Origin of the sequence: Streptomyces sp. NPDC003038, assembly GCF_040611115.1 — a bacterium.
Taxonomy (GTDB): domain Bacteria; phylum Actinomycetota; class Actinomycetes; order Streptomycetales; family Streptomycetaceae; genus Streptomyces.
In genome coordinates this window covers 151,116-169,333 of the sequence record NZ_JBEXNN010000002.1, presented here as the reverse complement: position 1 = coordinate 169,333, position 18,218 = coordinate 151,116, and the positions used below count along the sequence as shown (strand labels likewise).

At 73.2% G+C, this 18,218-nt stretch carries 19 protein-coding genes; 11 read left to right on the top strand and 8 right to left on the bottom strand.

Features of this window, described 5'->3' with window-relative positions; genetic code table 11:
- Positions 1 to 183: 183 nt before the first annotated feature.
- The 4 genes from ABZX75_RS03445 (at position 184) to ABZX75_RS03430 (ending at position 4,729) form a co-directional block, all read left to right on the top strand.
- Complete coding sequence (locus tag ABZX75_RS03445; RefSeq protein WP_355407341.1) at positions 184 to 1,554, top strand: histidine kinase; 1,371 nt, start codon at positions 184 to 186, stop codon at positions 1,552 to 1,554.
- Positions 1,551 to 2,231 (top strand): response regulator transcription factor, encoded by a 681-nt coding sequence (locus ABZX75_RS03440; RefSeq protein WP_355407339.1) that lies wholly within the window; start codon positions 1,551 to 1,553, stop codon positions 2,229 to 2,231. The genes ABZX75_RS03445 and ABZX75_RS03440 overlap by 4 nt, the downstream gene beginning before the upstream one ends.
- Positions 2,232 to 2,459: 228 nt before the next feature.
- A complete protein-coding gene (locus tag ABZX75_RS03435) occupies positions 2,460 to 3,503 on the top strand; it encodes an alpha/beta hydrolase (RefSeq protein WP_355407337.1) in 1,044 nt (347 codons plus the stop codon).
- Positions 3,500 to 4,729 (top strand): acyltransferase, encoded by a 1,230-nt coding sequence (locus ABZX75_RS03430; RefSeq protein WP_355407335.1) that lies wholly within the window; start codon positions 3,500 to 3,502, stop codon positions 4,727 to 4,729. Before ABZX75_RS03435 ends, ABZX75_RS03430 begins: the two co-directional genes overlap by 4 nt.
- Before the next feature lie 67 nt (positions 4,730 to 4,796).
- On the opposite strand, the gene ABZX75_RS03425 is transcribed toward ABZX75_RS03430, so the two are convergent.
- Both ABZX75_RS03425 and ABZX75_RS03420 read right to left on the bottom strand, forming a co-directional pair.
- Positions 4,797 to 5,219, bottom strand: coding sequence for a DUF350 domain-containing protein (locus tag ABZX75_RS03425; RefSeq protein ID WP_355407333.1), 423 nt, complete (start codon positions 5,217 to 5,219; stop codon positions 4,797 to 4,799).
- Between the two features lie 171 nt (positions 5,220 to 5,390).
- On the bottom strand, positions 5,391 to 5,621 hold the full coding sequence (locus ABZX75_RS03420) for a hypothetical protein (RefSeq protein WP_355407331.1): 231 nt from the start codon (positions 5,619 to 5,621) through the stop codon (positions 5,391 to 5,393).
- Between the two features lie 150 nt (positions 5,622 to 5,771).
- Here ABZX75_RS03420 and ABZX75_RS03415 point away from each other — a divergent pair, with 150 nt between their 5' ends.
- From ABZX75_RS03415 to ABZX75_RS03405, 3 genes are all read left to right on the top strand, one after another.
- Positions 5,772 to 7,697, top strand: a complete 1,926-nt coding sequence (locus ABZX75_RS03415; RefSeq protein ID WP_355407329.1) for an ABC transporter ATP-binding protein — start codon at positions 5,772 to 5,774, stop codon at positions 7,695 to 7,697.
- An 86-nt stretch (positions 7,698 to 7,783) separates the two neighbouring features.
- On the top strand, positions 7,784 to 8,161 hold the full coding sequence (locus ABZX75_RS03410) for a VOC family protein (protein ID WP_355407327.1): 378 nt from the start codon (positions 7,784 to 7,786) through the stop codon (positions 8,159 to 8,161).
- A gap of 78 nt (positions 8,162 to 8,239) precedes the next feature.
- On the top strand, positions 8,240 to 9,304 hold the full coding sequence (locus tag ABZX75_RS03405; RefSeq protein ID WP_355407325.1) for a MerR family transcriptional regulator: 1,065 nt from the start codon (positions 8,240 to 8,242) through the stop codon (positions 9,302 to 9,304).
- A gap of 25 nt (positions 9,305 to 9,329) precedes the next feature.
- Here ABZX75_RS03405 and ABZX75_RS03400 read toward each other — a convergent pair whose 3' ends face one another.
- Positions 9,330 to 9,677, bottom strand: coding sequence for a hypothetical protein (locus ABZX75_RS03400; protein WP_355407323.1), 348 nt, complete (start codon positions 9,675 to 9,677; stop codon positions 9,330 to 9,332).
- Between the two features lie 153 nt (positions 9,678 to 9,830).
- Positions 9,831 to 10,541, bottom strand: a complete 711-nt coding sequence (locus ABZX75_RS03395) for an FCD domain-containing protein (protein WP_355407321.1) — start codon at positions 10,539 to 10,541, stop codon at positions 9,831 to 9,833.
- A 134-nt stretch (positions 10,542 to 10,675) separates the two neighbouring features.
- On the opposite strand from ABZX75_RS03395, the gene ABZX75_RS03390 reads away from it, so the two are divergent.
- Positions 10,676 to 11,197, top strand: a complete 522-nt coding sequence (locus ABZX75_RS03390; protein ID WP_355407319.1) for a gluconokinase — start codon at positions 10,676 to 10,678, stop codon at positions 11,195 to 11,197.
- A 13-nt stretch (positions 11,198 to 11,210) separates the two neighbouring features.
- Positions 11,211 to 12,608: a gluconate:H+ symporter gene (locus ABZX75_RS03385; RefSeq protein ID WP_355407317.1), complete on the top strand. Its 1,398-nt coding sequence runs from the start codon at positions 11,211 to 11,213 to the stop codon at positions 12,606 to 12,608.
- A 95-nt stretch (positions 12,609 to 12,703) separates the two neighbouring features.
- On the opposite strand, the gene ABZX75_RS03380 is transcribed toward ABZX75_RS03385, so the two are convergent.
- The 4 genes from ABZX75_RS03380 to ABZX75_RS03365 all read right to left on the bottom strand — a co-directional run bounded on the left by ABZX75_RS03380 (position 12,704) and on the right by ABZX75_RS03365 (position 15,210).
- Positions 12,704 to 12,967 (bottom strand): hypothetical protein, encoded by a 264-nt coding sequence (locus ABZX75_RS03380; protein ID WP_355407315.1) that lies wholly within the window; start codon positions 12,965 to 12,967, stop codon positions 12,704 to 12,706.
- Complete coding sequence (locus tag ABZX75_RS03375; RefSeq protein WP_355407313.1) at positions 12,964 to 13,725, bottom strand: hypothetical protein; 762 nt, start codon at positions 13,723 to 13,725, stop codon at positions 12,964 to 12,966. Before ABZX75_RS03375 ends, ABZX75_RS03380 begins: the two co-directional genes overlap by 4 nt.
- Positions 13,726 to 14,042: 317 nt before the next feature.
- Positions 14,043 to 14,246 carry a hypothetical protein gene (locus ABZX75_RS03370; RefSeq protein ID WP_355407311.1) on the bottom strand — a complete coding sequence of 68 codons (204 nt, stop codon included), beginning with the start codon at positions 14,244 to 14,246 and terminating at the stop codon, positions 14,043 to 14,045.
- Between the two features lie 46 nt (positions 14,247 to 14,292).
- A complete protein-coding gene (locus ABZX75_RS03365) occupies positions 14,293 to 15,210 on the bottom strand; it encodes a hypothetical protein (RefSeq protein ID WP_355407309.1) in 918 nt (305 codons plus the stop codon).
- 209 nt (positions 15,211 to 15,419) lie between these two features.
- On the opposite strand from ABZX75_RS03365, the gene ABZX75_RS03360 reads away from it, so the two are divergent.
- Entirely contained in the window at positions 15,420 to 16,937 is a 1,518-nt protein-coding gene (locus ABZX75_RS03360; protein ID WP_355407307.1) for an MFS transporter, read from the top strand.
- Positions 16,938 to 17,000: 63 nt separating this feature from the next.
- Positions 17,001 to 18,107 (top strand): agmatine deiminase family protein, encoded by a 1,107-nt coding sequence (locus ABZX75_RS03355; protein ID WP_355407306.1) that lies wholly within the window; start codon positions 17,001 to 17,003, stop codon positions 18,105 to 18,107.
- The last annotated feature ends 111 nt before the right edge of the window (positions 18,108 to 18,218 follow it).

Genomic DNA, 18,218 nt, shown 5'->3' with positions numbered 1-18,218 from the left:
GGTCGTAGGCCTCAGCGTCCCGGGCGAGCTGTGGGAGAGACACCTGGGCGCGTCCGTTCGAGTGACGCCGTGCTCGTTGCGGCGCAGTGCCCGCCCTCCGGTATCGGGGGCCGCGCCTGATCGACCGGCCGGCCGACTATCCGTCCCCCGCTGACGGGGTGTCGCGCATACGCTGGTTCGATCATGAGCGACAAAGCCCGCACGCGTCCGCGCACCCGGATCCGCCCACGCACCCGTACCCGTACCCCTGCCGACGCCGGCCGCGTGCCCGGGGCGCTGGCACAGCTCGCCGTGGTGCTGCGCACGCCCGCGCGGGCGGCTCAGCCCTTGTTCGCGCAGGCGCCCAAGGCCTGGCAGCGGCTGCTGCCCTACGCCGTGGTCGGGGTCGTCGTGGTGACGCTGCTGCCGGTGACCATCGCGGTGCTGACCAACGACTACCGGGCGGGCGGCGGCTGGGCGGGGGCACTGGGCGTGGCGCAGACGGTGCCGCTGCTGCTCGCGGTGACCCGGCCCCTGGCGGCCTGGGTGGTGGTCCTGTTCGCCCACACCTTGGGGGCGGTGCTGCTGGTCCACGCCGACGGGGTGGCCGGACATCCGTGGCCGTGGCCGCCCATGACCATCGTCGGCTACCTGGTGCTGATGGCCTGCCTGGGACTGCGCGAGTCCATCCGGACCCTGGCCGGGGTGTGGCTGGTGACCGGCGCGGCCGGGGCGCTGCTGGGCTTCTTCCAGCCGGCCGGCGTCATGAACACCGCCGCCCTGCTCTTCGTGCTGAGCGGGGTCATGCTGGTGCTGACGGGCGCGTTGCGCGGTCTGGGCGACGCCCAGCAGCGGATCGCGGAGCAGGAGAGCATCAGCGAGGCGGAGCGGGCCCGGCGGACGCTCTTGGAGGAACGGGCCCGGATTGCACGGGAGTTGCACGATGTGGTGGCCCACCACATGTCGGTGATCACGGTGCAGGCGGATTCCGCTCCGTACCGGCTGCCCGGCATGGACGAGCCGGTACGGGAGGAGTTCGCGGCGATCGCTGCCAGCGCGCGGGAGTCGCTGGGCGAGATGCGGCGGCTGCTGACCGTCCTGCGCGGTGACGGAGCCGACGGAGCCGACGGAGTGGGGGGAGAGGGCGGGGAACGGGCCCCGCAGCCCGGGATCGGCCGGCTCCAGCAGCTGGTGGAGGCGACCGTACGGGCCGGGCAGCCGGTGGAGCTGTCGCTGGCCGCGGGTGCGGCGCAGGCGGCGTCTCCGGCCGTGGACCTGTCGGCGTACCGGATCGTGCAGGAGGCTCTCGCCAATGTGGTGCGGCACGCGCCGGGGGCGCCGACGCGGGTATCGGTGACGGTCGACGAGGACGAGGTGCTGGTGCTCGTCGTCAACGGTCCGGCCCGGGACGCCGTGGTGGCACTGGAGGGTTCGGGCACGGGGCACGGCCTGGTGGGAATGCGGGAGCGCGTACGGTTGACCGGCGGGACACTGGACACCGGTCCCCTTCCCGACGGCGGCTTCCGGGTCGCCGCCCGCCTGCCCTTGAACGACCCGACCGAGGACGCCAGTTGACCATCCGCGTGATCATCGTCGACGACCAGGCCATGGTGCGGGCGGGATTCGCCGCCCTGCTGTCGGCGCAGGCCGACATCGACGTGGTGGGAGAGGCGCCCGACGGGCGACAGGGCGTGCGGGTCGCCCGCTCCACCCACCCCGATGTGGTGCTGATGGACGTGCGGATGCCGGAGATGGACGGACTGACGGCGGCCCGCGAGATCCTCGATCCGCCCCCGGGTGTCGTCCACCGGCCGAAGGTGCTGATGCTGACCACCTTCGACATCGACGACTACGTATACGAGGCGCTGCGCGCCGGCGCGTCCGGGTTCCTGCTGAAGGACGCGCCGCCGGCCGACCTGATCGCGGCGGTACGGATCGTCGCGTCGGGCGAGGCTCTGCTCGCGCCCTCGGTGACCCGGCGGCTGATCGCCGACTTCGTCCAGCGGCGGCCCGCGCCGCGCAAGGATCCGGCGCTGCGGCTGAACGGTCTGACCCCGCGTGAGACCGAGGTGATGGAACTCGTCGCGCGCGGGCTGTCGAACCAGGAGATCGCCGCCCACCTCGTCCTGGCGGAACAGACGGTGAAGACGCACATCGGGCGGGTGCTGGCCAAGCTCGACCTGCGGGACCGCGCGCAGGCCGTGATCTTCGCGTACGAGGCGGGCCTGGTGCGGCCCGGCGACTCGGGCTGAGGCCGGGTTACCGCTGCTCGCTCCCGACCCCTCTTCCCCCGCTCGCCCCACTCGCCCCCCTCGCCGCCCTCTCCTCCCCTCGCGTCCGGCTCGTCCGGCGCTCTCCCCGGCCCCCTCTCTCCTCCACCCCCTACCGGGGTATGACACCCGACTTGGCTCCCTGGTGCGACGTACGGCCGGGTACCTCCTTCTTACCTTCCTCCTCGTCACGAGGAGAGGAGAAGGGGCATGCGCCGTTTCGGAAGGACGCTGGTCACGGCCGCGGTGGCGGTCGCCGTCGTGGCGGGGACCGCGGGATGGGCCTCCGGCGACAGCCAGCGGGCGGTCACCGGCCCGCCGCCGGGCGCCGCCGCCTGGCGGGCCGACACGGTGTCCGGGCACTCGCTGCCCGATCCGGCACGGGCGACGCCGCGCGAGGTGGCCCGGTTCTTCGCCGGACTGGACGAGGCCGCGCGCCGGGAACTCCTGCGCCGCCACCCGCTGGTGGTAGGCAATCTGGACGGGGCCCCGCTCGCTCTGCGGTATGAGGCAAACCGCATCGCCGCGGCCGCCACGGGTGAGGCGCGGTACGCCTCCCTCGCCGCGCCGGAGCGCCGGATCCTCGTCTTCGACCCGCGCGGGCGGGGCCAGGTCGCCGAGGTGTTCGGCGACCTGGAGCGCGCCGCGTACGTGTCGGTGATCGTGCCGGGTTCGGACAACGACGCCACCAGCTACGACGCCCGGCGCAAGCCGAACACCGGCCCGGCCGGGATGGCCCGGTCGCTGCGCGCGGCGACGGGCGAGGCCACGGCGGTGGTGGCGTGGACCGGATACACCACGCCGGTCGGGGTCGGCCTGGACGCCGCCGACGGGAGGCTCGCGAAGGCGGGTGCGACCCGCCTGCACCGTTTCACCGCCGGGCTGGACGCGGTCGGCGCACCCGACCCGGTGCTGTTCTGCCACAGTTACGGCTCGGTGGTCTGCGGGCTGGCGGCCCGGGACACGGACGCCACCGATCTCGTGGTCTTCGGCTCTCCCGGAATGCGCGCGGACACCGCCGCCGGGCTGCACACGGGCGCCCGCGTATGGGCGGCCCGCGGGCCGTCCGACTGGATCGCCGACGTGCCGAATGTCGAGGTGGCCGGGATAGGCCACGGCTCCGACCCCACCTCCCCCGCCTTCGGCGCCCGCCGGGTGCCCGCCGCCGATGTGCGGGGCCACACCGGCTATTTCGCCCCCGGCACCGGGTCCCTGGCGGCCTTCGCCGCGATTGCGACGGGAGATTCCCGATGAGCACGCCGCCCGCACCGCGCACCCTGACCCTGATCAGGAGGGCCGCCGACCGGATCGACCGGCAGACTCCCGCCCACCGCGACCGCGCGATCGACGGACTGCGCGCCCTCGCGCTGCTGGCCGTGCCGGCCGGGCACTGGATGCTCGGCGGCTTCACCCTCGACGCCGAGGGCGGTCTCCACAACGCCAGCCCGCTGTCCGCCCTCGGCGGGCTGGCGCCGGCCAGCTGGGTGCTTCAGATGCTGGGCATCTTCTTCCTCGTCGGCGGGTACGCCTCGGTGCTCTCCTTCCAGCGCCGGAAGGGTTCGACCGGTGCCTGGCTGAAGGGCCGGATCGCCCGGCTGGGGCGGCCGGTGCTCGGCGTCACCGCGGTGTGGGCGCTGGCCGCGCCGGTGCTGTACGCGGCGGGGGTGCCGGAGGCGACGCTGCGAACGGGGGCGACGCTGGTGATCCAGCCGCTGTGGTTCGTCGGGGTGTACGTGGCGGTCACCGCGCTGACTCCGTACTGCGTGCGGGTGGGGCGCCGCTTCGGCGGATGGGCGGCGGCTCCCCTGCTCGGCTCGGTCGCCGTGGTCGACTTCCTGCGCTACGGGCCGCTCGCCGACTCCGTACCGTCCTGGCTGTCGCTGGTGAACATCCTGCCGGGCTGGCTGTTCGCGTACCAGCTCGGCGTGGACTGGGGTGAGCGGCGGATCGGCCGGCGCGGGGCCCGGCTGCTGCTGGCCGGCGGGACCGTGCTGTTCGCGGCGCTGCTGCTGGTCTTCCACTACCCGGCGTCGATGGTCGGCGTGCCGGGCGAGGTGCGGACCAACTCGCATCCGCCGTCGCTGCTCGTACTGGCCCTGGCCGCGGCGCAGTCGGGCGCGGCCATGCTGCTGCGCGACCGGCTCGCGAAGCTGCTGGCCCGCCCTGCCCTGTGGGCTCCGGTGGTCCTGGTCAACCTCTGCGCGATGACGATCCTGTGCTGGCACCAGACGGCCATGCTGGCGGCGGCCGTTCCCGGTTCGTTCGCGGGTGAGCTGGCGGGGCTGACGACGGCGCCGGACAGCCTGGGCTGGATCGCGGCGCGGCTGGCGTGGATGCCGGTGTTCGCGGCGCTGCTGGTGGGCATCGCCCGGTACGCACGGCGGTTCGAGGAGCCGTGGCACCAGGCGACGGCGGTCCGCCGCACCGTGGCGGGGCTGCTGGCGGCGGGGTTCGCGGTGTTCGCGCTCGGCCTGGCGTAGCCCGGGGGGGCGATACGCCGAGAGCGCCGCTCCCCCGGGGGAAGCGGCGCTCTCCGCCGTGCTCGCGTCAGGCGATCGAGGCCGCGACGATGGCGGCCACGGCGAGGTTGCAGGCGGCCGAGACCCAGACCGCCGGGTGGGGCTCCGGATCGACCACTATGGCGCCGAGCTTGCCGGGCGTGACCACATCGAGCACGAGGAAGGCGATGGCCATCAGGATCAGGCCGAGCACCCCGAAGGCCGCGGTGGAGAGCAGGCCCTTGCCGAAGTCTTCGTACGTCGTCCAGATCGAGGTGAAGACGATGCCGCCGATGCCGAGGAGCGCGGAGCTGAGGAAGAGGGAGGCATTGCGGTTGCGCTCCTCCCAGATCTGCTTCGGGAGCTTCCCGGGCGTCAGCACGTCCACGAGGACGATGCCGAGGATCAGCAGCACCAGGCCGAGGGCGCCGTAGGCGCTGGTGCGGCCAAGTCCGTTGATGATGTCGCTCATTGAGAAGCCTGTCTCCGCGTGGTTGGGAAAGTATGTGCCGTGGGGAGGCCGAATCTATCGCACGGCCTCGCGGCGGACCATGGGGAGGCCAGGGAAATGGTAGAGGTCAGAGCCGCGCGGGCCCGCGGAGGCACGGGCCCTGACCGGGCTGATGATGCGGTCGAAGGCCCACTAGGGGTACGACGCGCGGTACCTCGCCGCGTGCCGGGAAGAACTGCGGATCCGCGCCGAGGACGTGACGGCCCGCCGGGTGAGGCTGTCGGGGCCGGCGATGACGGCGTGGGCGTCGGGCGTGTCCCGGGCCCACTGCTCGAAGCGGTGCAGGATGGTGTCGGCGGCGTCGGCGTCGGCGTTGTGGGCGGCAGGCCGGCCTGAGCGGATGGGCTCGGATCCCTGCCTCATGTCCCGATGATGCCACCGGGCACCGACACCGACACCGACACAGGAGGATGCCCGAACGCCGTTCCTATGAAAGGCAGTTGGTGACACCTGTGGGCGGTCCCGGGCCGATTCCTTGACCTCAAGTTCGGTTGAGGTCCTAGCGTACGGACCATGGATATGGAAGTCACCGCGTGGACATCGCTGCACAGCACGATCACCGCGCAACAGGACCGTCGGCCCCTCTCGCGGGCGAGCCTGCGCCGCATCGCCGCCTTTGCCGGCCCACACCGCCGCGGGCTGACACTGTTCCTCCTGCTCAGCGTGGTGACCGCGCTGCTCGCGGTGGCCACCCCGGTACTGGCCAGCCGGGTCGTCGACACGATCGTCGACGGCCGGGAGACAGGCACGGTCACCCGGCTCGCCCTCCTCATCGCGCTGATCGCGGTCGCCGAAGCGGGCCTGGGCCTGCTGACCCGCAGGCTCTCCGCCACCCTCGGCGAAGGGTTGATCCTGGATCTGCGGACGGCGGTCTTCGACCACGTGCAGCGGATGCCGGTCGCCTTCTTCACCCGGACCCGGACCGGGGCGCTGGTCAGCCGCCTCAACAACGATGTGATCGGCGCCCAGCGGGCCTTCAGCAACACTCTCTCCGGGGTCGTCTCCAACACCGTGACACTGCTGCTGACCCTCGTCGTGATGCTGAGCATCTCCTGGCAGATCACCCTGCTGGCGCTGGTCCTGCTGCCGGTGTTCGTGCTGCCGGCCCGCCGCATGGGAGCGCGGATGGCGGCGATGCAGCGCGAGGCCTCCACGCTGAACGCCGCGATGGGCACCCAGATGACCGAGCGGTTCTCGGCCCCGGGGGCGACCCTGGTCAAGCTCTTCGGACGGCCTTCCGACGAGTCCGCCGAGTTCGCGGCCCGGGCGGCGCGGGTGCGGGACATCGGGATCCGTACGGCGATGGCCCAGTCGGCCTTCATCACCGCCCTCACCCTGGTCTCCGCCCTGGCGCTCGCGCTCGTCTACGGGCTCGGCGGGTACTACGCGCTGCGCGGGAGCCTGGACGCCGGTTCCGTCGTCGCCCTGGCCCTGCTCCTGACCCGGCTGTACGCGCCGCTCACCGCGCTCGCCGGCGCCCGCGTCGAGGTGATGAGCGCCATGGTGAGCTTCGAGCGGGTCTTCGAGGTCCTCGACCTGAAGCCGCTCATCGCCCAGAAGCCGGATGCCCGCCGGGTCCCGGAGGGGCCGGTGGCCGTCGAATTCGACCGGGTCTCCTTCGGCTACCCCTCCCCCGACAAGGTCTCGCTCGCCTCGCTGGAGGAGGTCGCCACCCTTGACGCGCGGGGCGGCACGCAGGTGCTCCACGAGGTGTCCTTCCGTGCCGAACCCGGTCAGATGATCGCCCTGGTCGGCTCCTCCGGCGCCGGCAAGTCGACCATCGCGCAGCTGCTGCCGCGGCTGTACGACGCCGACGCGGGCGCGGTCCGGCTCGGCGGGGTGGACGTACGGGACCTCACCACCGACTCGATCCGCGAGACGCTCGGCATGGTCACCCAGGACGGGCACCTCTTCCACGAGTCGGTACGGGCCAACCTGCTGCTGGCCCGGCCGGAGGCGACGGAGGAGGAGATCTGGGAGGCCCTGCGCCGCTCGCGCCTGGACGGGCTCGTCGCCTCACTGCCGGACGGCCTGGACACGGTGGTCGGAGAGCGCGGCTACCGGCTGTCGGGCGGGGAGCGGCAGCGGCTGACCATCGCACGGCTGCTGCTGGCCCGGCAGCGGGTGGTCATCCTCGACGAGGCCACCGCCCACCTGGACTCCACCTCCGAGGCGGCGGTCCAGGAAGCCCTGGGGGAGGCTCTGGCGGGCCGGACCGCGGTGGTGATCGCGCACCGGCTGTCGACCGTACAGGCGGCGGATCTGATCCTGGTGGTCGAGGACGGCCGGATCGTGGAACGCGGCAGGCATGCCGAGCTGCTGGCCGCGGGCGGGCGGTACGAGGAGCTGTACCGCACCCAGTTCGCGACGGCGGACGCGGCGTTGGACGGGTCCGCCGACGCCGTTTCGGGCGGCGCGGCGGCGGCGTCCGGAGCATGATGGCGGCCGGGCCCTCGGTCACCTCGATGGCCCGCTGCCATGCCCGCCGCCAGGCCCCTTGGCCGCTACCGATCCTGGAGCTTTCGATGGACATCAAACTGGAGCTGGTCGCCGTTCCCGTCAGCGACGTCGACCGGGCCAAGGCCTTCTACGAACGCATCGGCTTCGTCGCCGACCACGACGTGACCGTGAGCGAGGACATCCGCTTCGTGCAGCTGACCCCGCCGGGGTCCGCCTGCTCGATCGCCCTCGGCAGGGGACTCACCCGGATGACCCCGGGGTCGCTGGACAACATGCAGGTCGTCGTCAGCGACATCGAGGAGGCGTACGCCGATCTCAGGGGCCGCGGCATCGAGGTGACCGAGATCCAGGACATGCCCTGGGGTTCCTTCGTCTACTTCTCGGACCCGGACGGCAACGGCTGGGCGGTCCAGCAGACCAAGCCGCGCACGACGGCCGGCTGAACCCCCGCCCGTCAAAGACGGCGGGCCGTCCCACGGCCGGTTGACCTTCAAGCGGGATGAAAGGCGACCATCACGGTCATGGACGGCACACCAGAACTGATGAGCATCAGCGCCTTCGCCCGACGGGTCGGGATGGCGCCGAGCGCCCTGCGCTTCTACGACGACTGCCGCGTGCTCCTGCCCGCACATGTGGACGGCGCCACCGGCTACCGCTACTACACCCCCGGCCAGGAGCCCCGCGCCACGCTCCTGCGCGGCCTGCGCGAAGCGGGGCTGGGGCTGGCGGACGTGGTCGCCGTACTCGACGGGCGCGCGCAGCGGGCGCGGGAAGTGCTGGAGGGACACCGGGCGGCCGCCCGGGAACGCGGGCGGGCCTCCGACGCGGCCCTCGGGGCGGTGCTCAGTACCCTGCCCGGAGGCCCGGCCGTCACCGAAGTCACCCTCGGCGGGGCGGAACTGGCGAGTGCGGTCAGGCAGGTGGCACCGGCCGCCGGACAGGATCCCGCACACCCCGCACTCGGCTGCGTACTCGTGGAGTTCGAAGAGGACGAGGCCCGGTTCGCCGCCACCGACCGCTACCGGTTCGCGCTGCGCACACTGCGGCCCGCCGCCGTGAGCGGTCCGGCGGGCCGGCTGCTGATCGACGCCGACGCCCTGGTCGGGCTCGGGGCGTGGGCGGCTCGGGCCGCCGAGGTCACGCTGGTGGCGGGACCCGCCGGGACCCCGCTCACCGTCCGGCACCCGGGCGGCTCCCGCACGGTGGCGGTGACCACCGGCGAGTACCCCGCGTACCGGGACATGCTCGCCGCCCTGGCCGCACCCGGTCAGCGGGTGATCGTGGACCGCGCCGCGCTGCTCGCGGCCCTCGACGCCTGCGGGGACACCGCCGCCGTCGCCGTGGAACTGGGCCCGGACCGGTTGCTGGTGGGCGACGCCGCGCTGAGCGCCGTACGGGCGCAGGCCGAGCCGGTGCGGATCGGCTTCGACCCGGCGGTGCTGGCCCCGGCCCTGGAGGCGAGCGTCGGCCCCGACGTCCTGCTGGAGATCTCCGCGGTGACTCAGCCGGCGCTGGTGCGCTCCGCCGACCAGGGCAGCTTCACGACGCTGGTCATGCCCGTCGCCCTGCCGTGCGCGGCGAGGTGAGAGGCCTTCGCGCGGCCGCGTGGGTTCAGGCCCCCGCGGCGGCCGGCGCCTCGTCGAGCTCCCACGCGTGGCGCTTGAACTCGCGGCGGAAGTCGGCGTGGTCCTCCCACTGGCGGGCGATGCCACGGAGCACGTCCCAGTGGTGCTCCACCGACTGGTCGATGACGCGGCGCGTGGCCGGCTCGGCCGTGGCCCGCTGCTCGATGAGCCCCTTGACGGCGGAAGCCTCCAGGACGGCATTGCGCAGTGCGCGCAGCGCGCGCGAGGTGTCGTCCATCCCGAAGCCGTACTCGCTGCCCGTCTCGGCGTCGAACAGCGGGGTGAGCCGCGCTTCGATGAACGCGGTGATCCGCTCGAAGTGCTGCACGTCCATCGGGGCTCCATCTCTGCCGGACACCCGGGTGTCCTCGGCGTCTTGACTGTTCCACAGGTGTGACTGCTGTGACCGCTATGGCGGTTGTGGCAGCTATGGCGGTTCTGACTGCTGGATCATTATCCGGTAGCCCGCCCGATGATCGGCGTGCCGTTACGGCGCGAGGACGTCGAGCTCCTCCAGGGCGCCCACCGCGATCTGCCGGGTGAGCGCTTCCGCGCGGGCCGCGTCGCCCTCCCGTACGGCCTCGGCCACTTGGACGTGGAGGGTGACGGCGGCCGGGTCGGGGTCGTCGAACATCACCGCGTGCTGGGTGCGGCCGGTCAGGACCTCGGCGACGACATCCCCGAGCCGGGCGAACATCTCGTTGCCGGAGGCGTTGAGCACGACGCGGTGGAAGGCGATGTCGTGGCGCAGGTAGCCCTCCAGTTGGTGGCCGCGCGAGGTGCGGACCATGCCGAGGGCCGCCTCGGTGAGTTCGGCGCACTGCTCGGGGGTGGCCTGGGCCGCTGCGAGTCCGGCGGCGACCGGCTCGATCGCCGAGCGCAGCACGGTGAGGGAGCGCAGCTGGCGGGGGCGGTCGGTGCCGGCCAGGCGCCAGCGGATGACTCGGGGGTCGTAGACGTTCCACTCTTCGGTGGGACGCACGGTGACGCCGACCCGGCGGCGGGACTCCACCAGGTACATGGACTCCAGCACGCGGACGACTTCGCGCACCACGGTGCGGGAGGCCCCGAAGCGCTCGGCGATCTCGTCGGTGCGCAGGACACTGCCCGGCGGATACTCCCCCGCCGTGATCGCCAGCCCGAGGGTGTCCAGTACGTGGGAGTGGAGCCCCGGTCCAGGACTGCCTTCGGTGGTCATGGGCGTAAGCGTACGGTGACGCCTTCAGCAACAAAAGATGTGATGTTTTCCGCCATACCCTTGAGTAAGTACTACTTAATGCGCTTCAGTGGGGTCCGCACGAACCGATGTCGACGAGGACAGCGAGGTACGGCGTGAGCACCCAGCGCGTCATTGTGGTGATGGGCGTGGCCGGTACGGGCAAGACGACCGTGGGCCGGCTGCTTGCGGAGGCGCTCGGCGTGCCGTACGCGGAGGGCGACGCGTTCCACCCCGCGGCCAACGTCGCCAAGATGTCCGCCGGCACCCCACTGGACGACGCGGACCGATGGCCGTGGCTGGACGCCGTCGGCGAATGGATCCGCAACCGGGCGGGGCTCTGCGGCGGGGTGATCGCGGCCTCGTCGCTCAAGCACGCCTATCGCGACCGGCTGCGCGCCGCCGCACCCCGTGCGGTCTTCGTTCACCTCACCGGTGAACGCCCGCTGATCCAGGAGCGCATGGCGGCCCGCAAGGGCCACTTCATGCCCGCCACGCTGCTGGATTCGCAGTTCGCCACGCTGGAGCCGCTCCAGGAGGACGAGCTGGGCGTCGTCGTCGACGTGTCCGGAACCCCGGAAGAGATCACCGAACGGGCGCTGGCCGCCCTGCGTCGGCTCCGCACACCCGAGAACTGAGGAAACCGTCACCGTGACCAGTCTCAGCGTGGAGACACTGGCAGCGGCCGCCGTCGAGCCGATCACGTCGGCCGGCAACACCCAGCTGGGTATCGCCGTCATCGCGGGCATCGCCGTCATCGTCCTGCTCATCACCCGGCTCAAGCTGCACGCCTTTCTCGCCCTGACGCTCGGCTCGATCGCCCTCGGCACGTTCGCGGGCGCCCCACCGGCCAAGACCCTCGCCAGCTTCACCGCCGGCCTCGGCTCGACGGTCGCGGGAGTGGGCGTACTGATCGCGCTCGGCGCGATCCTCGGAAAGCTGCTGGCGGACTCGGGCGGCGCGGACGAGATCGTGGACACGATCCTCGCCCGGGCCAAGGGCCGGGCCATGCCGTGGGCGATGGTGCTGATCGCCTCCGTGATCGGTCTGCCGCTCTTCTTCGAGGTCGGCATCGTGCTGCTGATCCCGGTGGTCCTGATGGTGGCCAAGCGGGGCAACTACTCCCTGATGCGGATCGGGATTCCGGCACTGGCCGGCCTGTCCGTGATGCACGGGCTGATCCCGCCGCACCCCGGCCCCCTCGTCGCCATCGACGCGCTCCACGCCAACCTGGGCGTCACCCTCGCCCTCGGTGTGCTCGTGGCCATCCCGACGGTGATCATCTCCGGACCGCTGTTCGCCCGGTACGCGGCACGCTGGGTGGACATCCGGCCGCCCGAGCACATGGTGCCGCAGCGGCCTTCGGTGGAGCTGGAGCACCGCCCCCGGTTCGGTGCGACGGTCTTCACCGTGCTGCTGCCGGTGGTCTTGATGCTGATGAAGGCGCTGGTCGACATCGTCGTCAACGACCCGGCCAACGCGGTGCAGCGCGTCACCGACGTCGCGGGCTCCCCGCTGGTCGCGCTGCTCGCGGCCGTCCTGGTAGGCATGTTCACCCTCGGCAGGGCGGCCGGCTTCACCAAGGCGCGGCTGTCGACCACGGTGGAGAAGTCCCTGGGTCCGATCGCCGGCATCCTGCTGATCGTGGGCGCGGGCGGCGGCTTCAAGCAGACGCTGATCGACGCGGGCGTCGGCCGGATGATCCTGGAACTGTCGAAGGACTGGGCCATCCCGACCCTGCTGCTGGCCTGGCTGATCGCCGTGGCCATCCGCCTGGCGACGGGCTCGGCGACGGTGGCGACGATCTCGGCAGCGGGTCTGGTGGCCCCGCTCGCCACCGGCATGTCGACCACCGAGACGTCGCTGCTGGTCCTCGCGATCGGGGCGGGCTCGCTCTTCTTCAGTCACGTCAACGACGCCGGATTCTGGCTCGTCAAGGAGTACTTCGGGATGACCGTCGGCCAGACCCTGAAGACCTGGTCGGTGATGGAGACCGTCATCTCGGTGGTCGGCCTGGGCTTCGTCCTGCTGCTGTCACTCGTCCTGTGACCACCGGGCCCACCTCGTAGAGCGGCGGAGCAGCCGACTTCCCGACGGCGACGGCTGCTGCCGCTGCTGCTACCGCTGCGGGGTCAGCGAGGACGTCACACTTCGTCGAGCTGCGCGGCGGCCAGGGCGAAGCCGTTCGCCGCGGTGGCGCAGCGGTCGGCGAGCAGGGAGATCTCGGCACGGAGGGCGGCGCCCCGGGGACCCGGCCACTCCAACGCGGCGGCGCTCGCGCGCAGCCGTCCGGCGTGCCGGCGCAGGGCGGCTTCGTGGGTGCGCAAGCCCTCGGCCTGGGCCGGCTGATGCGGGCGCAGCTGCGGAAGTTCGCACTTCCGCGTGCGGGTGCGGGTGGTGTCGGTCATGGGCGGTGTCCTCGGCGGTCGAAGCAGCGAAAGAGTCGTTGGCCTGCGGTGATCCGGCCCGGGAAGGCAGGGGAATCGGCAGGGAACTCCGCGGGGGCCTTGGACCGGCCGGGGCCGCGGTCGAAGAAGGACCAGAAGGCGGCGCCGAGCCCGAGGAGCGGTTCGGCGGTCACGGCCCGGCCGGTGGCGACCTGCCAGCCGGCGTGGTCGTTGAAGGGGTTCCCGTCGGTCAGCGCCTTCCAGGCGAGGATGTCGGCGAAGGACGGCGCCAGCAGGGAGAAGGCCTGCTCCGCGCCCCGATCGCGCATGATCTCCCGGAACAGGCGGGCGGCTTCGGACTGCCGCTCCTCCTCGACGGCCTGGAGGACAGCCGCCGATCCGGGATCCTCCAGGAGTTCGGGCCGGCCCGCGCACGTCGCCCGGAGCCGGGCCTTGAGACCGCAAACGGCGATGCTGATCGCCAGACTCTCCCGGCGGGCCAGAATCCCGGCGATCCGCCCGGCCCCGGCCATGCCCCGGCCACGGGAGGCCCAGCCGAGACCCGCCGGGTCGGTGAGGGTGCGCAGCAACGTGCGCCACGCGCGCCGGGGGCGGCCTCCCCGGGCGAGGGCGGCCGCGGGCAAGCGGGCGCCGAGGGCCAGTCCGGAGGCGTAGTGGGCGGCCTCGCCGACCGCGTCGGCGGCTGCGGCGAGCTCGCGGCCCAGGGCGTCGAGGAGGTCGACGTCCGGGGCGGTGGACGCGGGCGCGGTGTCCGACATGGGGGGTCCTCCTCGCGTGGTGTCGGCAGGGGGCGTGGGACAGGCGGGCAGGTGGGCGGCGCAGGGGGCAGGAGCGAGCGGGCGGGATGCCGGCGCGCCGTCAGCGGCGGGTCGGGCTCACGGCCTGAGGGCCGGCCGCCGACAGCGGTGCCGAGGGCGGCGGGTCGGCCGAAGCACACCGGATCGGACAGCCGGCGGCGCGGCAGGACCGGCTCCCTGGACCGTACGCATCCGTGTACCTCCGCAGAGCCGGAAATCAACGGTCGGTGACATCGGGATCACCGTACGTCGCTCGTGGGAGCTCCGCGCTCCGAGCGCTACGGGAGGGGGTCACGCTCCGCCACCGGTGCCGGGGCGTCCAGACCGGTCGCGAGGCAGGAGGCGAAGACCTCGTTGTGCGGGACCCGGGGAGAGCGGCGGCGCCGGATGAGCGCGATGGCTTCGTCCGGCGCCATGCCGCGCTCGACGAGGCGCTGGGCGGCGACGAGCCCCGACCGGTTGTAGCCCGCAGAGCAGCGCACGAGCGTGGTGAGGCCCGCGTCCCGGGCGAGTCCGGCGGTTCAGCGCTCAGGACAGGGGAGTTGAGGCGAAGGCAGCCTCCCGGAAGGCGGTGCGGAGCGGCACGGCGGGGCCGGTCGCCGCGGAGCCCGGGAGGAGGACCGCCCAGCGGCGGTGGCGGGGCGATACCCACACGGCCGGAGCGCCGTCGGCCGGGGCGTGGTGCGCCCAGACGTCGTGGGGAGCCGGGTGCCAGAGGAGGCCGCGGGGCGGGGTGAGTTCCCCGGTGCGGATGCGGAGGGACTCGGCGGTCCAGGCGGGGCTGATGCCCACCGCTCGGCCCGGTTCCGCCGGAGCCAGGAGGTGGCGCAGGAAGCGGACGAGGTCGGCGAGGGGCGCGCGGAGGGTGCCGTCGGCGAACCGGGTACGGGTCATGCCGAGGGGGCGCCAGATCCGGGCGGCGGCGAACTCGGCGAGGGGGCTGCCGGAGAGGTGCTCGGCGAGCCGGATGAGGGCGGCCGTTCCCTCGGCGTGCGTGAGCAGATGATGGGCGGTGGTCCCGCCGGGGGTGTCGCCGGCCGCCGGGTCGCCGTAGGCGGCGAGCGGTGTGTGCAGGAGGAGCGTGCCCTCGTCGACGAGGCTCCCGATGGCGGGCCAGACGGCCAGGACGGCGGTGAGCCCACTCACGTCGATCCCTGCGGTCCCATCGATTTCATCAGTTCCGGCAGGCCCGGCAGTCCCGGCAGTCCCGTCGATCCCGTCGATCCCGTCGATCCCGGCAGTCCCGTCGATCCCGTCGATCCCGTCGATCCCGTCGCCCTCGGGATCCGCCGTGTCCGATCCCGCATCGACGCATTCGGGTCCGCCGACGGCCCACACGAGCCCGGGGCCGGCGCTGTCCAGGAGGGCCCGGATCCGGTCGCCCGGGCGGGCCACGCCCACGCAGACCTGGCCGGTCGGGTCTGCCGGGGCGCTCTGTGACGTCATGGTTCCCCACGCTAACGACGGCCACCGCGCCCGTCCGGGTACCTCGCGGGGAAGCCCCCGCCCGGCCACCCGAATGCCGGGCGGGTCACCGCGCCCTGGTCCCGCCCGTTCGCGAGGGGCGGGACCGGGCGCGGGGCCGGATCGCTCTCCGCGCGCCGCCGCGGCCGCGCCGGGTGGCCCTTCCGTGCCGGGCGGGCCAGCCTGAAGGCATGACCGCACCCGCGCCCGGCGTTCCGCTCGCTTCCGCGCGCGGCCGGTGGATCCTGCTGACCACGGTGCTCGGCTCGGGCATGGCGCTGCTGGACTCGACGGTGGTCAATGTGGCGCTCCCCCGCATCGGGCGGGAATTCGGCGCCGATCTCGCGGTGCTCCAGTGGACGGTCAACGCCTATCTGCTGACCCTCGCCGGGCTGCTCCTGGTCGGCGGGGCGCTCGGCGACCGCTTCGGGCGGCGCCGGATCTTCGTGCTGGGCGTGGTGTGGTTCGCGGTGGGCTCGCTCCTGTGCGGCTTCGCGCCGAACGCCGCGGTACTGGTGGCGGCCCGGGCTCTGCAAGGGGTCGGCGGGGCGCTGCTGACGCCCGGTTCCCTCGCGCTGATCCAGGGCTCGATCCGGCCCGGGGACCGGGCCCGGGCCGTGGGTCTGTGGTCGGGCCTGGGCGGGGTGGGGGCGGCCGTGGGGCCGTTCGTCGGCGGCTGGCTGGTGGACGGGCCCGGCTGGCGCTGGGTCTTCCTGCTGAACGTGCCGGTCGCGGCGCTGTGCGTCCCGGTGGCGTTGCGCCACGTACCGGAGTCGCGGGATCCGCAGGCGCACGGGCGGTTCGACGTGGCGGGCGCGGTGCTGGGCGCGGCGGCGCTGGCGCTGCTGACCTACGCGCTGATCGAGGCCGGGTCCGCGACCGCGCTGGTGGCGGGCGCCGCGGCGGGCGGGGCGCTGCTGAGCTGTGTGTTCGTGTACGTCGAGCGGAAACGGGCGGATCCGATGGTGCCGCCGGCCGTCTTCGCCTCGCGGCAGTTCACCGCCGTCAATCTGGTCACCGTGTGCGTGTACGCCGCCTTCGGCGGGTTCTTCTTCCTCGTCGTGCTCCAGCTCCAGGTGGTGGCCGGGTACTCGGCTCTGGCCGCCGGCGCCGCCCTGTTGCCGACGACCGTGCTCATGCTCCTGCTGTCGGCGCGGTCCGGGGCGCTCGGGGAGCGGATCGGGCCGCGGATCCCGCTGACGGTGGGACCGCTGATGTGCGCGGCCGGGATGCTGCTGATGATGCGGGTCGGGCCGGGATCCTCGTACGTCCGGGACGTGCTGCCCGGGCTGCTGGTGCTGGGCACGGGCATGGTGACCCTGGTGGCTCCGCTGACCTCGACCGTTTTGGCCTCGGTGGACCCGGGCCGGGCGGGGCTGGCGAGCGGTATCAACAACACCGCGGCGCGGGCGGCCGGGCTGCTGGCGGTGGCCGCGCTGCCGCTGCTGGCCGGGATGGGGCCGGAAGCGTACCGCTCGCCCTCGCAGTTCGACGTCGCCTTCGGTCGAGCCATGCCCTGGTGTGCGGGGGTGCTCGCGGTCGGCGCCGCCGTCGCCTGGGTGGCCGTACGGAATCCCGCGCCGGGATCGCCCCCTTCACAGTGCCGGACCCAGTGCGCGGTGGCCTCACCTCCGCTGGAACCCCCCGCGGACGGTGAAGCCGTGAAGGCTCCTCGCCCGGCGGCCCCGCCGGGCGAGCATCTTGACTGAAATTTCAGTCAGTGTCACAGTGCTGGTGGCGCAAGGTCCGTCGCTTTCACTCTGGAGACTCACATGAACCCCAGCCGCAGAACGGTGCTGCGCTCGGCGGGCGCCGGCGCCGCCGGCCTGGCCTTCGGGACGCTCACGGCGCCGTCGGCCGGGGCGGCCACCCGTCGGATGAGCGTGCCGGCCGACGACGTGCCACACGTGCGGACCTGGATGTCCTGGCCGTCCAGCCGCGCCGTCTGGGGGCCCGCCCTGGACGGGGTCCAGCAGGACATCACCCTCATCGCCCGCACCGTCGCCCGCTACGAGCCGGTGGTGATGTGCGCAGCGGACCGGCGCGCCGCCGCCGTCGCCCGGGCCCGCTGCGGTTCGACCGTCACCGTCATCTCCTCCGTCCCCGTCGACGACCTCTGGATGCGCGACACGTGCGCCGTCTTCCGGCGTGATGGCGCCGGGAGGGCGGATGCGATCGGCCTTGGCTTCAACGGCTGGGGCGGTAAGCAGACCCACCGCAAGGACGCCGAGGTGGCCCGGCGGCTCGCCGCGTACGAGTCGATGCCGTTCACCGCCGCCGGATTCGTCGGCGAGGGCGGCGCGGTGGAGACCGACGGCGACGGCACGCTCCTCGCCACCGAGAGCAGCCTGGTCAACGAGAACCGCAACCCGGGCCTGAGCCGGGCGCAGGTCGAGGCCCGGGTGCTCAGTGCCTACGGCGCGGACCGGATGATCTGGGTCCCCGGGATCAAGGGCGAGGACATCACCGACGACCACATCGACGTCACCTCCCGATTCGTCCGGCCCGGAGTGGTGATGGTGCAGGTACCGCCCGCCGAGCGCACCGACATCTGGGCGCGGGACGCCCGCGAACAGCTCGCCCTCCTGTCCGCCGCCACCGACGCGAAGGGCCGCCGGCTCCGGGTCATCAGGGTCGACGGCCCGCAGACACTGCGCTCCGACCACCCCGACTTCGTCGACTCGTACCTGAACTTCCACCTCGTCAACGGCGCGGTGATCACCGCACAGTTCGGGGACCGGGCCAAGGACGCGGGAGCGCGGCAGGCGCTGGCCGCCGCGTTCCCCGGCCGCGCCGTGGTCCAGCTCGACGTGGACCGCCTGATGGGCGGCGGCGGAGGCATCCACTGCTCGACGATGCAGCAGCCGACTGCGGCGTAGCGAAGACCGCGACGCGGAGCCGGCATGCGCCGGAGCACGCCACGCTCGGCGCCCTGCTGCTCGCGGGTGACCGTCACGCGATCGACTTGAACCGGCCAAGAACCGGCCAAG

Excerpts from the sequence above, each read along its gene's own strand:
- ABZX75_RS03445 (WP_355407341.1), top strand. The coding sequence starts at position 184 with ATGAGCGACAAAGCCCGCACGCGTCCGCGCACCCGGATCCGCCCACGC.
- ABZX75_RS03435 (WP_355407337.1), top strand. The coding sequence starts at position 2,460 with ATGCGCCGTTTCGGAAGGACGCTGGTCACGGCCGCGGTGGCGGTCGCC.
- ABZX75_RS03430 (WP_355407335.1), top strand. The coding sequence starts at position 3,500 with ATGAGCACGCCGCCCGCACCGCGCACCCTGACCCTGATCAGGAGGGCC.
- ABZX75_RS03425 (WP_355407333.1), bottom strand. The coding sequence starts at position 5,219 with ATGAGCGACATCATCAACGGACTTGGCCGCACCAGCGCCTACGGCGCC.
- ABZX75_RS03420 (WP_355407331.1), bottom strand. The coding sequence starts at position 5,621 with ATGAGGCAGGGATCCGAGCCCATCCGCTCAGGCCGGCCTGCCGCCCAC.
- ABZX75_RS03415 (WP_355407329.1), top strand. The coding sequence starts at position 5,772 with ATGGATATGGAAGTCACCGCGTGGACATCGCTGCACAGCACGATCACC.
- ABZX75_RS03410 (WP_355407327.1), top strand. The coding sequence starts at position 7,784 with ATGGACATCAAACTGGAGCTGGTCGCCGTTCCCGTCAGCGACGTCGAC.
- ABZX75_RS03405 (WP_355407325.1), top strand. The coding sequence starts at position 8,240 with ATGGACGGCACACCAGAACTGATGAGCATCAGCGCCTTCGCCCGACGG.
- ABZX75_RS03400 (WP_355407323.1), bottom strand. The coding sequence starts at position 9,677 with ATGGACGTGCAGCACTTCGAGCGGATCACCGCGTTCATCGAAGCGCGG.
- ABZX75_RS03395 (WP_355407321.1), bottom strand. The coding sequence starts at position 10,541 with ATGACCACCGAAGGCAGTCCTGGACCGGGGCTCCACTCCCACGTACTG.
- ABZX75_RS03380 (WP_355407315.1), bottom strand. The coding sequence starts at position 12,967 with ATGACCGACACCACCCGCACCCGCACGCGGAAGTGCGAACTTCCGCAG.
- ABZX75_RS03375 (WP_355407313.1), bottom strand. The coding sequence starts at position 13,725 with ATGTCGGACACCGCGCCCGCGTCCACCGCCCCGGACGTCGACCTCCTC.
- ABZX75_RS03365 (WP_355407309.1), bottom strand. The coding sequence starts at position 15,210 with ATGACGTCACAGAGCGCCCCGGCAGACCCGACCGGCCAGGTCTGCGTG.
- ABZX75_RS03360 (WP_355407307.1), top strand. The coding sequence starts at position 15,420 with ATGACCGCACCCGCGCCCGGCGTTCCGCTCGCTTCCGCGCGCGGCCGG.
- ABZX75_RS03355 (WP_355407306.1), top strand. The coding sequence starts at position 17,001 with ATGAACCCCAGCCGCAGAACGGTGCTGCGCTCGGCGGGCGCCGGCGCC.